This window comes from Rahnella sp. BCC 1045, from assembly GCF_019049615.1.
In the GTDB taxonomy this organism is placed as follows: Bacteria; Pseudomonadota; Gammaproteobacteria; order Enterobacterales; family Enterobacteriaceae; genus Rahnella; species Rahnella contaminans.
This window is the reverse complement of sequence record NZ_JAFMOZ010000129.1, coordinates 80,453-93,985: the sequence shown is the minus strand read 5'-3', so window position 1 is coordinate 93,985 and position 13,533 is coordinate 80,453. Positions and strand designations below refer to the sequence as shown.

At 54.6% G+C, this 13,533-nt stretch carries 12 protein-coding genes; 7 read left to right on the top strand and 5 right to left on the bottom strand.

The features are described 5' to 3' along the window. Nucleotide 1 precedes the first annotated feature (1 nt). Nucleotides 2-1,615: a microcin C ABC transporter ATP-binding protein YejF gene (gene yejF / locus J1782_RS14415; protein WP_152324320.1), complete on the top strand. Its 1,614-nt coding sequence runs from the start codon at nt 2-4 to the stop codon at nt 1,613-1,615. Between the two features lie 17 nt (nt 1,616-1,632). Here the strand turns inward: yejF and J1782_RS14410 are convergent, their stop codons facing one another. Further along, nucleotides 1,633-1,977: a YejG family protein gene (locus J1782_RS14410; protein ID WP_015689537.1), complete on the bottom strand. Its 345-nt coding sequence runs from the start codon at nt 1,975-1,977 to the stop codon at nt 1,633-1,635. 680 nt (nt 1,978-2,657) lie between these two features. Between J1782_RS14410 and J1782_RS14405 the strand changes: the two genes are divergently transcribed. From J1782_RS14405 to J1782_RS14395, 3 genes are read left to right on the top strand one after another with little or no spacing between them, the layout of a single operon-like run. Further along, the gene (locus tag J1782_RS14405) at nt 2,658-3,272 is read left to right on the top strand and encodes a sorbitol dehydrogenase family protein (protein ID WP_152324321.1); all 615 of its coding nucleotides are present in this window, start codon (nt 2,658-2,660) and stop codon (nt 3,270-3,272) included. Beyond that, on the top strand, nt 3,272-4,927 hold the full coding sequence (locus J1782_RS14400; RefSeq protein WP_152324322.1) for a GMC family oxidoreductase: 1,656 nt from the start codon (nt 3,272-3,274) through the stop codon (nt 4,925-4,927). Before J1782_RS14405 ends, J1782_RS14400 begins: the two co-directional genes overlap by 1 nt. Next, nucleotides 4,924-6,327 carry a cytochrome c gene (locus J1782_RS14395; RefSeq protein ID WP_217153376.1) on the top strand — a complete coding sequence of 468 codons (1,404 nt, stop codon included), beginning with the start codon at nt 4,924-4,926 and terminating at the stop codon, nt 6,325-6,327. The genes J1782_RS14400 and J1782_RS14395 overlap by 4 nt, the downstream gene beginning before the upstream one ends. A 62-nt stretch (nt 6,328-6,389) precedes the next feature. Here the strand turns inward: J1782_RS14395 and J1782_RS14390 are convergent, their stop codons facing one another. Together J1782_RS14390 and idnO are read right to left on the bottom strand one after the other, a co-directional pair. Beyond that, nucleotides 6,390-7,133: an SDR family oxidoreductase gene (locus tag J1782_RS14390; RefSeq protein WP_152324324.1), complete on the bottom strand. Its 744-nt coding sequence runs from the start codon at nt 7,131-7,133 to the stop codon at nt 6,390-6,392. A gap of 12 nt (nt 7,134-7,145) precedes the next feature. Then, nucleotides 7,146-7,910 (bottom strand): gluconate 5-dehydrogenase, encoded by a 765-nt coding sequence (gene idnO, locus J1782_RS14385; RefSeq protein WP_217153375.1) that lies wholly within the window; start codon nt 7,908-7,910, stop codon nt 7,146-7,148. Nucleotides 7,911-8,116: 206 nt separating this feature from the next. Between idnO and J1782_RS14380 the strand changes: the two genes are divergently transcribed. Together J1782_RS14380 and J1782_RS14375 are read left to right on the top strand one after the other, a co-directional pair. Further along, a complete protein-coding gene (locus J1782_RS14380; RefSeq protein WP_165058231.1) occupies nt 8,117-9,100 on the top strand; it encodes a LacI family DNA-binding transcriptional regulator in 984 nt (327 codons plus the stop codon). 175 nt (nt 9,101-9,275) lie between these two features. Beyond that, the gene (locus J1782_RS14375) at nt 9,276-10,631 is read left to right on the top strand and encodes an MFS transporter (RefSeq protein ID WP_165058233.1); all 1,356 of its coding nucleotides are present in this window, start codon (nt 9,276-9,278) and stop codon (nt 10,629-10,631) included. 57 nt (nt 10,632-10,688) lie between these two features. On the opposite strand, the gene J1782_RS14370 is transcribed toward J1782_RS14375, so the two are convergent. Then, nucleotides 10,689-11,342 (bottom strand): L-fuculose-phosphate aldolase, encoded by a 654-nt coding sequence (locus J1782_RS14370; protein WP_217153374.1) that lies wholly within the window; start codon nt 11,340-11,342, stop codon nt 10,689-10,691. Between the two features lie 228 nt (nt 11,343-11,570). On the opposite strand from J1782_RS14370, the gene fucR reads away from it, so the two are divergent. Next, complete coding sequence (gene fucR / locus J1782_RS14365) at nt 11,571-12,302, top strand: L-fucose operon activator (protein ID WP_217153373.1); 732 nt, start codon at nt 11,571-11,573, stop codon at nt 12,300-12,302. On the opposite strand, the gene J1782_RS14360 is transcribed toward fucR, so the two are convergent. Beyond that, nucleotides 12,299-13,510 carry a Bcr/CflA family multidrug efflux MFS transporter gene (locus tag J1782_RS14360; protein WP_208950915.1) on the bottom strand — a complete coding sequence of 404 codons (1,212 nt, stop codon included), beginning with the start codon at nt 13,508-13,510 and terminating at the stop codon, nt 12,299-12,301. The two genes, fucR and J1782_RS14360, sit on opposite strands and share 4 nt — an antisense overlap. Nucleotides 13,511-13,533 lie beyond the last annotated feature (23 nt).

Sequence of the window (13,533 nt, the reverse complement as noted above, 5' to 3'; positions counted from 1 at the left end):
GATGACGGACTCTTTACTGCAAATCCGCAACCTGAGCGTGGCTTTCCGTCAGGGAAATCAGCAGCGTGAAGTGGTCAGCGATGTTTCCCTGAATATTCATGCGGGCGAAACGCTGGCGCTGGTGGGAGAATCCGGTTCTGGCAAAAGTGTGACCGCGCTGTCCGTGCTGCGCCTGCTGCCTTCTGTCGCCGTCTATCCGCAAGGGGATATTCTCTTTGAAGGCCGGTCGCTGCTCAAAGCCGATGGCTCGACCCTGCGACAGATCCGTGGCAACCAGATTTCGATGATTTTTCAGGAACCGATGGTTTCACTCAATCCGCTGCATACACTTGAAAAGCAACTCACCGAGGTGCTTACGCTGCATCGTGGCCTGCGGGGTGATGCGGCGCGGAGCGAAATCCTAAGCTGCCTTGATCGTGTGGGTATCCGCCAGGCGGCTTCCCGTCTGCGGGATTTCCCGCATCAGCTTTCAGGCGGCGAACGCCAGCGTGTCATGATCGCCATGGCGGTGCTGACAAAGCCAAAACTGCTGATTGCCGATGAACCGACAACGGCGCTGGACGTGTCCGTTCAGGCCCAGATTTTGTCCCTGCTCGACGACCTTAAGCAGGAAATGGGCATGGCGATGCTGTTTATCACCCACAACCTGCGCATCGTGCGGCGTCTGGCGGATAACGTTGCCGTGATGCAACAAGGGCGTCTGGTGGAGCAGCAGCCGCGCGCCACGCTATTCAGCCAGCCTCAGCATCCTTACACGCAACACCTTTTACAGGCCGAACCGCAGGGGCGCCCGCAGCCGCTGAAAGGTGAACCTGCCGTTTTGCTGGACGTGAAAAACCTGGATGTGGGCTTTCCTGTCAGGCGCGGCCTGCTGCGCCGCACCGTCGGCGTTAAACACGCCGTTAATCAGGTGAGCTTTCAGCTTCGTCGCGGCGAAAGTCTGGGCGTAGTGGGTGAATCAGGTTCAGGGAAGAGCACGACCGGGCTGGCGCTTTTACGGCTGATGAAATCTCAGGGCGAAATCTGGTTTGACGGCCAGCCGCTGCACACATTTTCGCGCAAGCAAATGCTGCCCTTCCGCAGCCGGATACAGGTCGTGTTTCAGGACCCTTTCTCAGCGCTGAACCCGCGGTTTACCGTGGAGCAGATTATTGCGGAAGGTTTGCTGGTTCACCGGAAAGTGAGTGCGCAGGAGCGCGAACAGGAAGTGATACGGGCGATGCAGGAAGTCGGACTGGATCCGCAGAGCCGTCACCGTTATCCGACTGAATTCTCCGGCGGTCAGCGCCAGCGTATTGCTATCGCCCGCGCCCTGATTTTACAGCCTGAAATGCTGATTCTGGATGAACCGACATCGTCTCTGGATAAATCGGTACAGGCGCAGATTCTGGCGATCCTGAGCGAACTTCAGCAACGCCACGGCCTGACTTATCTGTTTATCAGCCATGATTTGCATGTCGTCCGGTCTTTATGTCACCAGCTTTTGGTGCTCAGGAACGGGGAAGTGGTCGAACAGGGAGATTGCGAGCAGATTTTTACCGCGCCGCAGCAGGCTTACACCCGTGAATTGCTGAGTGCGTCAGATGCGTTCGATTCGCAGGAGCAAACCGCCTGACGTTGTTATCAGGCGGTTCAGAAGGGATAAAGTGCGGTGACAGATTCCGCGATCGCCGCGCCGATATTTTTCAGGCAGCAAAGGGTCGCGCTTTCATCTTCACGATGGACGAATAAACACGGTTCGCCGTCGATTTCAACAATCGCCGCTTTAACCTGAATATCTTCTAAGGCATCAGTTAACTGATGCATCACCTGCCAGGCGAATTCACCCTCATGGCTGAGCAGTTTCAGGCCGATCAGATTGTTATCTTCATCGTTACCAGGCAGCGGAATCGGTTCAACTTTGATACCGGCAAAACCTGACAACCAGCGATAACTTTGCGGCAAACGATGTACTACCGAAAGTTGAATATTATTCACGTGGTTCCCCAGACAATGATGTTAACCAATCATCTACACGATATTTTTACAAAATAGCTACAACTACACCGATTAAGTTATAGCCGACAGACTTTGCTTTGCCCACCTCTTGCTCAAATAATTAACATTAAATTAACGTCATTCCAGTGCAAGTTCACAGACCCAGCTATTTTTATGTCTGCTCCCCATGAATCTGAGAGGCAGATCTCATTTTGGTTTATTTGTAACCTTTTTAGTCTTGATTCACAACCATTTTAATCAAATGCCGCTACTTATTATTGCATTTTTATTTACATTTAATATACAAATTAATGTTATTAGTCTTCTCATTAACGTCAATAAAAAGCATTAAATCAGCCAGTTAAAATCAATCCTGACTTTTCACACCGCTCTTGATGGTGTTAATTTCATTTTGAAATGAACCAGTTGGTTACAAAATTAACGGCGTCGCATCATACGTTAAAATCTGGATCTAATGTTAATAAATCCGCACAATTTGTTTGCACAATTTCTTCTTCTTTGGCTTATCATCCGCATCGTTATTACTGGTATACCCTATCGCAGAGACCACAGGGCATCATCAACCTGCTGATAAGTCTCGACATTAGCGACATATAATAAGAATCAGATAAGCAAATCCTGAGTTATTTAGCTCACACCCAATCCCAGCGAGAAATGAGATGGAAAACGATCCTTCAATCATGGCAAGCAATAACACCGAAAATGGAACCGGTTTCAGTCGTCGAGAACTGCTGAAAGGGCTGACCTCCGCGATGGTCGCAACAACCCTTCTCGGCTTTCCCTTCCTGAGCCAGGCGGAGAAAGAAACAGCCACGCAGTCGCCGGTCATCTTCGGCCAGTTCTATCTGGTATCACAGGCCATCACCGAGCATAAAAATATCAGTGAAGGAACTTCAGCCCAGATTTTCAATGCCTTCTTCCGCTCTCAGCCTGACTTCCCGGCTCAGGTCAGCAAACTGCATGCACTGGTTAAACCGGGGCAGGCTGCGAAAGATTTGCAGAAAGCCGCGCAGCAGAACGGTCTGGGCGAACTGGTGACGAGCATCGTCACAGCCTGGTATACCGGCACGGTCGGACATGGAACCGATTCCATTTTGATTTCGTATAAAGATGCGCTGATGTATCGCCCGGTGAGCGACGGCCTGATTGTGCCGACCTACTGCGGTAACGGCCCGCTGTACTTCACCGCCGCGCCGCCTGATGCCGCGATGCCTGAGTCCATGAACGCCGATCGTTTTACCCGTATTTCTGAATCTGATGTGAGCAAAGCCTGATGAAAAAACCCGTATTTACCGCAGACGGCGATGCGTCTGCTGATGTGATTGTTGTCGGTTCCGGCGTCGTGGGCGGCATGATTGCCGATCAACTGGTCAGCGAAGGTTATTCCGTTCTGGTGCTGGAAGCCGGTTTACGCATCGAACGTGCGCAGGCCGTCGAAAACTGGCGCAATATGCCTTTTGAAAACCGTGCAGGTTCAGATTTCCAGGGACTGTACCCGCAGTCAGAAAATGCCCCGGCCCCGCTGTATTTCCCGGAAAATAACTACGTTCATCTGACCGGACCCAGTGCGGGCAGCTTTAAACAAGGCTATCTGCGCACCGTAGGCGGCACGACCTGGCACTGGGCGGCGTCCTGCTGGCGTCACGTCCCGAACGATTTCAAAATGAAAACGCTGTACGGCGTGGGCCGCGACTGGCCGATTTCGTATGACGAGCTCGAACCTTATTACTGCCGCGCAGAAGAAGAAATCGGCGTTGCAGGCCCGAACGATCCTGAACTGCAATCCCCTTCTGAACGCAGCAAGCCTTACCCGATGGAACAGGTTCCTTACGGCTATGGCGATACGCGTTTTGCCGAGATTGTGAACCCGCACGGTTACCGCTCGGTGCCAATCCCGCAAGGACGCAGCACCCGTCCGTGGAATGGCCGCCCGACCTGTTGCGGCAATAATAACTGTCAGCCGATCTGCCCGATAGGCGCGATGTACAACGGTATCGCACACGTCGAACGCGCCGAAAACAAAGGCGCCGTGGTGCTGGCCGAGGCCGTGGTTTACAAGATTGATACCGACGAAAACAACAATGTGACGGCGGTTCACTGGCTGGATAATCAGAAAAAATCCCACAAAGCGACCGGCAAAGTGTTCGCGCTGGCTTGTAACGGCATCGAGACTCCGCGCCTGCTGCTGATGGCAGCCAACGACAAAAACCCGAACGGCATCGCCAACTCCTCTGATCACGTGGGCCGTAACATGATGGACCACTCCGGTTTCCACTGTACGTTCATCGCTAAAGAACCGCTGTGGATTGGCCGTGGCCCGGCGCAAAGCAGCTGTCTGGTCGGCCCGCGCGACGGTGATTTCCGCAAAGATTATTCCGCCAACAAAATGATCCTCAACAACATCAGCCGCGTGATCCCGGCAACGTCCAAAGCGTTGCAGATGGGGCTGGTGGGTCAGGAGCTGGACGAAGAAATCCGCCGCCGTTCTATCTTCGGCGTGGACTTGTCCATCAGCCTGGAGCCGTTGCCGGATCCGGATAACCGCCTGACGCTGAGCAAAACCCGTAAAGATCCGCACGGTTTACCCTGCCCGGACATTCATTACGACGTCGGCGATTACGTGCGTAAAGGCGCGGAAGCGGCGCATAAACAACTTGAGCACATCGGCTCGCTGTTTATGGCGGAAGAATTCAACATCACCACCAGCCTGAACGCCAATAACCACATCATGGGTGGCACGATTATGGGCAACGATCCGAAGGATTCCGTGGTGAACGGCGATTGCCGGACTCACGATCATGCCAACCTGTGGTTACCGGGCGGCGGCGCAATCCCGTCGTCCAGCGTGGTGAACAGTACGCTAACCATGGCTGCGCTGGCGCTGAAAGCCGCAGACGACATGTCGAAAAAACTGGCAGGTGCAGCATGAAAAAACTTCTCACCGCCTGCCTGTTAACTGCGTCCCTGAGCGGTTTTGCCGTTGCACAGGACAACGAGGCTGAACTCGTCCGCCAGGGCCAGGAAGTTGCGACGGCCGCAGACTGTCAGGCTTGTCATACGGCACCTGAGGGTGGAAAACCGTTCGCGGGCGGATATGAAATCCATTCGCCGATGGGCACGATTTACACCACCAACATCACGCCGTCGAAGCAGTTTGGTATCGGGAATTACACCGAAGAACAGTTCACCCGCGCTGTGCGCGAAGGTGTGCGTCCGGACGGTGCAAATCTGTATCCGGCCATGCCGTACACCTCTTACAGCCATATGAGTGATTCCGATATGCACGCGCTGTATGTCTATTTCCAGCAAGGTGTGAAACCGGTCGAACAGCCGAATACTGAAACTGCCCTGCCGTTCCCGTTTAACATGCGTATTGCGATGGCGGTCTGGAATCTGATGTATCTCGACAGCACGCCGTTTAAGCCGGATCCGACCAAAAGTGAGCAATGGAACCGGGGTGCGTATCTGGTGAACGGTGCCGGACACTGCGACACGTGCCATACGCCGCGTAATCTGATGATGGGTTCGGTGACGGATAAACCGCTGGCGGGCGGCATGGTCGGACCGTGGTACGCGCCGAACATCAGTTCTGATCCGGTCAGCGGCATTGGCAACTGGTCTCAGGCTCAGCTGGTGGAATACCTGAAAACAGGCCGGACCGCCGGGAAAAATCAGGCCGCGGGCGGTATGGCGGAGGCGGTGCAAAACAGTCTGCAATACATGTCTGACACCGATCTGAACGCAATTGCCTACTACCTGAAAAACAGCACGCCGGTTCGCGATCCGCGCGATACACAGGCGGCAGACACCTTCGGTAAGCCGGTGAATGTGGAAGACGGCCTGCGCGGCGCACATCCGTTTAACGCGAATAAAACCATCGACAACGGCGCGGCATTGTTCAGCGGATATTGCGCCAGCTGCCACCAGCCGGACGGCTCAGGCAGCAAAAATCAGGCGTATCCGTCGCTGTTTAACAACACCGCGACCGGCCTCGGAAATGCGTCTAACCTGATTTCCGCCATTCTTTACGGCGTCGATCGCCAGGTGGGCGACCATCATGTTCTGATGCCAAAATTTGGCGTGGGTTCGTATGTCGGTCAGCTCGACGATCAGCAGATTGCGGATATCTCCAACTATGTGTTGAAAAACTACGGCAACGCAGGCGTTCAGGTCAGCGCGCAGGATGTGGCGGTATTACGCGCAGGCGGCCCGGTGACACTTCTGGCAAAACTGCAACCTTTCATGGCGCCGGCGATGATCATCGGCGTGATCATTCTGCTGGTGCTGATTTTCTGGCTCGGCAGAAAGCGTAAAGTCAGAAAAGCATAATCACGAAAGATGAAATGCAAAACGGCCCGATTCGGGCCGTTTTTTTTTGAATGCGAAAAGCGTTACCCCCGTCCGACCAGCGGCATCGCGCTGGCCATCACCGTCATGGTCAGAACGTTGGTGCCCGGCGGCAATCCGGCCATAAAAGCCACGGCTTCACCGACGCGCTCCACCGCAATGACCGGCTCTTCGGCAATATGCCCGTCGGCCTGCATCCTGCCTGCCAGCGCTTTATTGCCCATATCCGTTGCGGCGTTGCCGACGTCAATCTGTCCGCACGCAATATTGAATGCGCGGCCATCAAGTGCCGTGGATTTGGTCAGGCCGGTAATGGCGTGTTTGCTGGCGGTATAAGGCGCGGAATTCGGACGCGGCGACAGCGCCGAAACAGAGCCGTTATTGATAATGCGGCCACCCTGCGGAGACTGCTGTTTCATCAGTTTGACCGCCGCCTGCGTACACAAAAATGCGCCGGTCAGATTGGTGTTGATCACCGAAAGCCAGTCTTCCACCGCAAGCTCATCAATGGGCACATCTTTCACGTTATTCCCGGCGTTATTAAACAATAAATCCAGCCGCCCGAAGGTTTCCTGAATATCTGCAAACAGCGCGGCGACCGACTGCGGGCTGGTGACATCCAGCTGACGCGCCACCGCTTGTCCCGGTGCAAACTGTGCCACGGCCTGCGCCAGTTTTTCCGTATTGCGCCCCGCCAGAATGACCGTAAACCCAATACCCGCCAGCGATTTCGCGGCGCTCAGCCCGATACCGCTGCCACCGCCGGTGACCAGTGCGATTTTGCTCATAATTTTCCTATACTAAACGGCGGCCAGCATGCCGCCATCGATAAAGAGTAAATGACCATTCACGAAATCTGACGCCCTGGAGGACAGATAAACCGCACCGCCGACCAGCTCTTCCGGGTTGCCCCAGCGCGCGGCTGGCGTGCGTTTGCACAGCCATTCGGAAAACTCTTTGTTATCGACCAGCGGCTGCGTCATGTCGGTTTTGAAATAGCCCGGCGCAATGCCGTTCACCTGAATATTGTAGCGCGCCAGTTCAACGCACATCCCGCGCGTCAGCATTTTCACCGCACCTTTAGAGGCAGCGTACGGCGTGATGGTGTCGCGGCCCAGCTCACTTTGCATCGAACCGATATTGATGATCTTGCCGCGCTCACGCTGGATCATGTAACGCGCAACTGCCTGCGACACCAGGAAAACAGACTTCTGATTCACCGCAATCACGTCGTCCCAGTCTTTTTCCGGGAAATCGGTAAATTTGTGGCGACGCTGGATCCCCGCGTTATTCACCAGCACATCAATCGGGCCAATGGCCTTTTCGATATGGTCTATCGCCTGATTCACTGCCTGGCTGTTCGTGACATCAAATGACACGGCGTGTGCGATAAACCCTTCCGCACGCAGCGCTTCAGCGGCCTTTTGTGTCGATTCCTGCTGCGTGCCGTTGACGATAATTTCCGCCCCGTGCTGCGCCAGCCCTTTCGCCAGCAGGAAACCCAGACCGCGCGTAGAACCGGTGACCAGAATCTTTTTATTATCCAGGGAGAAGAGATTTGTCATGACGTTGGCCTTATTAAAAAGCTGCTTATGAAAAGTTAGCCCCACTACAACGGTTTACCGGCGGCCAAACTGTGATGCAGATCACCTTGGAGGATGTTAAAAAACCCTGTTACTCCCGATGTGATCATCATCATTTTGATAACAATCTCCGGCGCTTTCTGTTTCAATAATCGGGTATATTTTGGGAAATAATCAGGGAAACCCGCATGAGAAACCAGCGCGTGACATTACAGGACATCGCCCAACTGGCGGATGTTACCAAGATGACGGTCAGCCGTTTTCTGCGCACGCCGGAAAAAGTCTCTCCTGAAACCCGCGAACGCATCACCAAAGTCATGGAAGAAGTCGGTTATCCGCTGGAAGAAGCCCGCGGACCGGCCAAAGCGCCGCGCATCGGCATTCTGGTGCCCTCTTTTAACAATCAGATTTTCTCCGATTTGCTGGCCGGTATTGAGTCCGTGACGTCCGCGCAGGGCTACCAGACGCTGGTGGTGAATTATGATTACAGCAAGGACCGCGAAGAAGAGCACATTATCAATCTGCTCGGTTATCAGCTGGCAGGGCTGATCCTCACGGATTCCGTGCATACGCTCAAAGCCGATAAGTATCTGAATGCGGCTGAAATTCCTGTCGCTCAGGTGATGGATCTCGACGATCAGAATGGCCGTATTGCGGTAGGTTTTGATAATCAGCAAGCCGGATATGACATGGCGAATACGCTGCTCGCCAGCGGCAAGGAGCATGCGGTGTATTTCGGTTCGATGTCAGACGCGCGTGACCAGAAACGCTATCAGGGCTACAGCCGGGCAATGACTGAACGCGGGCTGACGCCGGTGCATATCACCCCGAATAAGGTTTCATCGGTGTCTATCGGCGCCGGAATGTTATCCATGGCGCGCCAGCTGTATCCGCACACCAATGCAATTTTGTGTACCAACGACGATATTGCCGTCGGCGTGTTACAGGAATGTCTGAAACTGGGCATCCGCGTCCCGCAGGACATGGCGATTTCAGGTTTTCACGGGCTGGATATCGGGCTGGCGACCACGCCGTTGCTGGCCAGCGTTATTACTCCGCGCTTTGAAATGGGCAAGGTTGTCGCCGAAATATTGCTCAAAAAAATCAAAAAACTGCCGACCATTGAGCGTGTCGATTTGCACTACCGGATTTCCCTCGGCGGCACGATTTAACGTGCCCTTTTCTGCTATTTCCTTCCTGTCATCCTGCATGCCAACTACGGTGCAGGATCACGTTGCAGGTAACACCTTTTCTTAACATAATTCAACGTGACACCTGTCACGAAATACTTTCCTCAAAATGCTTTTATTAGGTCATCGCCGGATACAAGCACACAGAGGAAAGACGATGAATAATAAAATTCCTAAGGCCCGCTGGTTACGTGTAATAGCCCCAATACTTATCGCCTGTATTATTTCCTTCATGGACAGGGTCAATATTAGTTTTGCCATGCCCGGCGGAATGGATGCCGAATTAGGTATCACCGCATCAATGGCCGGTCTGGCTGCCGGTATCTTCTTCATCGGGTATCTGTTTTTACAGGTGCCCGGCGGAAGCCTGGCGGTACACGGCAGCGGCCGTAAATTCATCGCCTGCTCGCTGATTGCATGGGCGGTGATCTCCATTCTGACCGGCTTTATCACTAACCAGTATCAGCTGCTGTTCCTGCGTTTTGCGCTGGGTGTGGCGGAAGGCGGGATGTTGCCGGTGGTGCTGACGATGGTCAGCAACTGGTTCCCGGATAAAGAACGTGGCCGGGCCAATGCGTATGTGCTGATGTTCGCGCCGCTCGGCGGGATGATTACCGCGCCGCTGTCCGGCCTGATCCTGGATACGCTCGACTGGCGCTGGTTGTTCATCATCGAAGGGGCATTATCTTTCGTGGTGATGCTGTTCTGGTGGTTCACCATCAGCGACCGTCCGGAAGAAGCGAAATGGCTGTCTGAGCGCGAACGCGATTATCTGGTCACCGAATTAAACCGTGAACGCGAAGCACTGCGGGCGCTGGCACCGGTCAATAACGCGCCGCTCAAAGAGGTCTTTCGCAATAAATCTATCGTCAAACTGATTGTCATTAACTTCTTCTATCAGACCGGGATTTACGGCTACACGCTGTGGCTGCCGACTATCCTGAAAAACCTCACCGGCGGCGACATGAGTTCAGTCGGCATGCTGGCGATTATCCCTTATGTGGGCACCATGCTGGGGATCCTGGCGATGTCCGTGCTGTCCGATAAAACCGGCAAACGCCGCATGTTTATCGCCCTGCCGTTGTGCGGTTTCGCCGCCTGTCTGGCCGCATCCGTGGCGTTTGGTCACAATATTATGGCGGCCTACGGTTTTCTGGTCGGTGCAGGGTTCTTCCTGCAAGCCGCGACCAGCGCCTTCTGGACCATTCCGGGCAAAGTCACCACGCCGGAAGTGGCAGGCAGCGCACGCGGTGTGATTAACGGTCTGGGGAATCTGGGCGGTTTCTGCGGTCCGTATCTGGTCGGCGTGTTAGTCAGTCTGTACGGTCAGAGCACGGCGATTTATGCACTGGTCGCATCCCTGCTGATTGCCGCGCTGGTGACTACGCTGTTGCCGAAAGAGTGCGATATGGCGCTGATCCCGGGGGCAAAAGCCAAGGCCATGGCGGATGAATATGCCCGCGCCAAAAAAGCCCGCAAACTCCAGCAAATGGAAGCGCAGGGCGTGAACTGATTACTTTTGGATCCCCTGATGCCCGCCATATTCTGACGGGCATTTTTATTTCAGCCTTCAGGCTTCTTCCCGCGTAATAATTCCGTAGTGATGGAATTTATTCAGTACCGCTTCCATCGCTTCATCCGACAGAACCGGTACTTCCGGCGTCACCGGCAGCAGCATCAGATAAAGCCTCGCCAGCACTTCAACTTCCTGCGCCAGCCAGAGCGCTTTCTGCAAATTACTGCCGCAGGCAATCATTCCGTGGTGTTGCAGAAGAATCGCTTTGGATTGTCTGATCGCCGCTTCTGTATGATCAGACAACGCCTGCGACCCGAAAATCGCGTACGGCGCGCACGGGATCACCGTACTGCCTGTCGCCGCAATCATGTAATGAATGGCCGGAATGGGCCGGTTAAGAATGGAAACCGCCGTGCAATGTACCGCGTGGTTGTGAACAACGGCCTGTGCGTCGGGTCGTGCGCGAAAAATGGCCTGATGGAAACGCCATTCGCTGGACGGTGTTTTGGCCGGATCGTGTCTGCCGTCTTCGCTGACCTCGACAATCTGCCGTGGCGTCAGCTCCTCATACGGGATCCCGGTTGGCGTAATCAGCATTCCGTCGCCATAACGCACGCTGACATTGCCGGACGTTCCCTGATTCAGCCCCATGCGCGTCATTTGCAGGCAGGTTTCTATAATTTGTTCAGCCAGCTGTTCTCTTTTCATGTTTGCCCCGTCGGTTTTGGTCTGCGTATTGTTGGTTTCTGTCACTTTATTTTGTAACGCAGGCGGCGCTGACCGGTGACCGGGCGGTAAAAATGTGACTGGCTTCTGATTATCCCGTATTCAGGGAACGATTCGCGCAAACCGCCACGCATTGGCGTGTCCGTTTCAGCGCAAAATGTTAAAAACGGTCAATCGGGATTGCCGTCATTGCCGGGAGAAAAATAAAAAATGAAAGCTGTGCGTCATCAGGCCATCCTGCAACTGATCCGCGAAACGGGCAGCCAGAGCACGGAAAATCTGGCCAGCCATTTACAGGTCAGCAGGGAAACCATCCGCCGCGACTTGCAGGAATTACAAACGCAGGGCCAGCTGATCCGCCGACACGGCTGGGCGAAGATCGTTAAACGGGAAACGCAGGACAGCGGGGATTCTTTCCGCGTCCGGCAAAAAAGCCATCAGAGCCGGAAAGCGGACATTGCCCGGCAGGCGCTGTCGTGGATTGATGAAGGAATGGTGATTGCGCTCGATGCCAGCTCGACCTGCTGGTCGCTGGCGCGGCAGTTGCCGGATATCGGCATCACCGTGTTTACCAACAGCGCCCGCGTGTGCCGGGAACTGTCCAAACGCCAGAATATTCAGCTCATCAGCTCCGGCGGCCGGCTTGTGCGCAAATACGACTGTTACGTAAATCCGGCGCTGTTCTCACAGCTGAAAACGCTGGAAATCGATCTGTTTCTGTTTTCCTGCGAGGCGGTGGACGCCGCTGGCGCTATCTGGGATTCCAACGACAGCAATGCGGAATACAAAATCGCCCTGCTCCGGCGCGCGGCGCAGAGCCTTTTATTACTTGATAAAAGTAAACTGAACCGGACCAGTGAAGTGCAGATTGGGCATCTTGACGATGTCACTCAGGTCATTTCCGACCTGAGTGATGCACAGCAGCAAAACGAAAAACCTTAGTCGGCCAGCGCATGCGCCGTGACTTTCGCCGGACGGCTGGCGTAGAGATACAGCAACGTGGCAGCAATGACGCAAAACGCCATCGAACCGACCATCGGCCAGGCGCTTTTAGCGGTAAACAGCGAAAGCACGGAACCCATTGCCGCACCGGTGCCAAAACGAATCGTTCCGGCCAGAGAGGCCGCGGTGCCCGCCATGTGCGGGAAGTCATCCATGATGACCGCCATCGCGTTGGAGGTCACCATCGCAATCACGCCCACATAGCCCGCCACGCCAATCACCATCGCCCAGAACGGCAGCCCGAACGCGCACACCACCAGCAGCCAGATGCCCATCGTCAGCTGAACAAACAGGCCGAACCGGAACATTTTCACCGCGCCCGCACGGCGCACGTTGCGGCTGTTAATCAGCGTCAGGATCACCAGCGCCACGATGTTCAGCGCAAAGTAGAAACCGAAATGCTGCGGTGAAACGTGATTGAGTTCAATGTAAACAAACGGTCCGGCGCTGAGGAAAGAGAACATTCCGGCGAACGAGAAACCACTCGCCAGCATGTAGCTCAATACGCGCTTGTGGCGGAACAGGGAGACGAAATTGCCAACGGTGGTGCGCAGATGGAATTTTTGCCGCCGCTCTTTGGGCAGCGTTTCCTTGATGTAAACGCCCACCAGCGTGGCGGCGATTAACGCTGCAATCGCCATCGCCCAGAAAATCGCGTGCCAGCTGAAAATCGCCATCAGCAGACCGCCGAGCATCGGTGCGAGCAGCGGCGCAACGGTCATCACCAGCACCACAAAAGACATCATTCGCGAGAATTCATCTTTGGTGAACATGTCGCGCATCAGCGCGTTGATGACCACACTGGCCGCTGCCGCCGCTAAACCGTGCAAGAAACGCATCCACACCAGCTGTTCGACAGACTGCGCAAGCGCACAGGCACCGGCCGCCACAGCAAAGATAAGCACGCCCCAGAAGATAACCGGCTTACGCCCGAGGCTGTCGGCCATCGGTCCGTAAAACAGCTGCCCTATCGCAAAACCCAGCACGTACGCGCTGAGCGTCATTTGCACACTGCCCGCCGGAACACCATATTCCTGCGCAATAACGGGCATGCTTGGCAGATACATATCGATAGCCAAAGGCATCAGCATCGATATCAATCCCAGGATGAAAATCAGTCCGATGTGGGATACCGGTTTTTCTTGCACTTTCAGCTGCTCCAGTTAACAGA

Bases quoted from the DNA above. Each gene is read 5' to 3' on its own strand.
- yejF (WP_152324320.1), top strand. From the start codon at position 2: ATGACGGACTCTTTACTGCAAATCCGCAACCTGAGCGTGGCTTTCCGT.
- J1782_RS14405 (WP_152324321.1), top strand. From the start codon at position 2,658: ATGGAAAACGATCCTTCAATCATGGCAAGCAATAACACCGAAAATGGA.
- J1782_RS14400 (WP_152324322.1), top strand. From the start codon at position 3,272: ATGAAAAAACCCGTATTTACCGCAGACGGCGATGCGTCTGCTGATGTG.
- J1782_RS14395 (WP_217153376.1), top strand. From the start codon at position 4,924: ATGAAAAAACTTCTCACCGCCTGCCTGTTAACTGCGTCCCTGAGCGGT.
- J1782_RS14390 (WP_152324324.1), bottom strand. From the start codon at position 7,133: ATGAGCAAAATCGCACTGGTCACCGGCGGTGGCAGCGGTATCGGGCTG.
- idnO (WP_217153375.1), bottom strand. From the start codon at position 7,910: ATGACAAATCTCTTCTCCCTGGATAATAAAAAGATTCTGGTCACCGGT.
- J1782_RS14380 (WP_165058231.1), top strand. From the start codon at position 8,117: ATGAGAAACCAGCGCGTGACATTACAGGACATCGCCCAACTGGCGGAT.
- J1782_RS14375 (WP_165058233.1), top strand. From the start codon at position 9,276: ATGAATAATAAAATTCCTAAGGCCCGCTGGTTACGTGTAATAGCCCCA.
- J1782_RS14370 (WP_217153374.1), bottom strand. From the start codon at position 11,342: ATGAAAAGAGAACAGCTGGCTGAACAAATTATAGAAACCTGCCTGCAA.
- fucR (WP_217153373.1), top strand. From the start codon at position 11,571: ATGAAAGCTGTGCGTCATCAGGCCATCCTGCAACTGATCCGCGAAACG.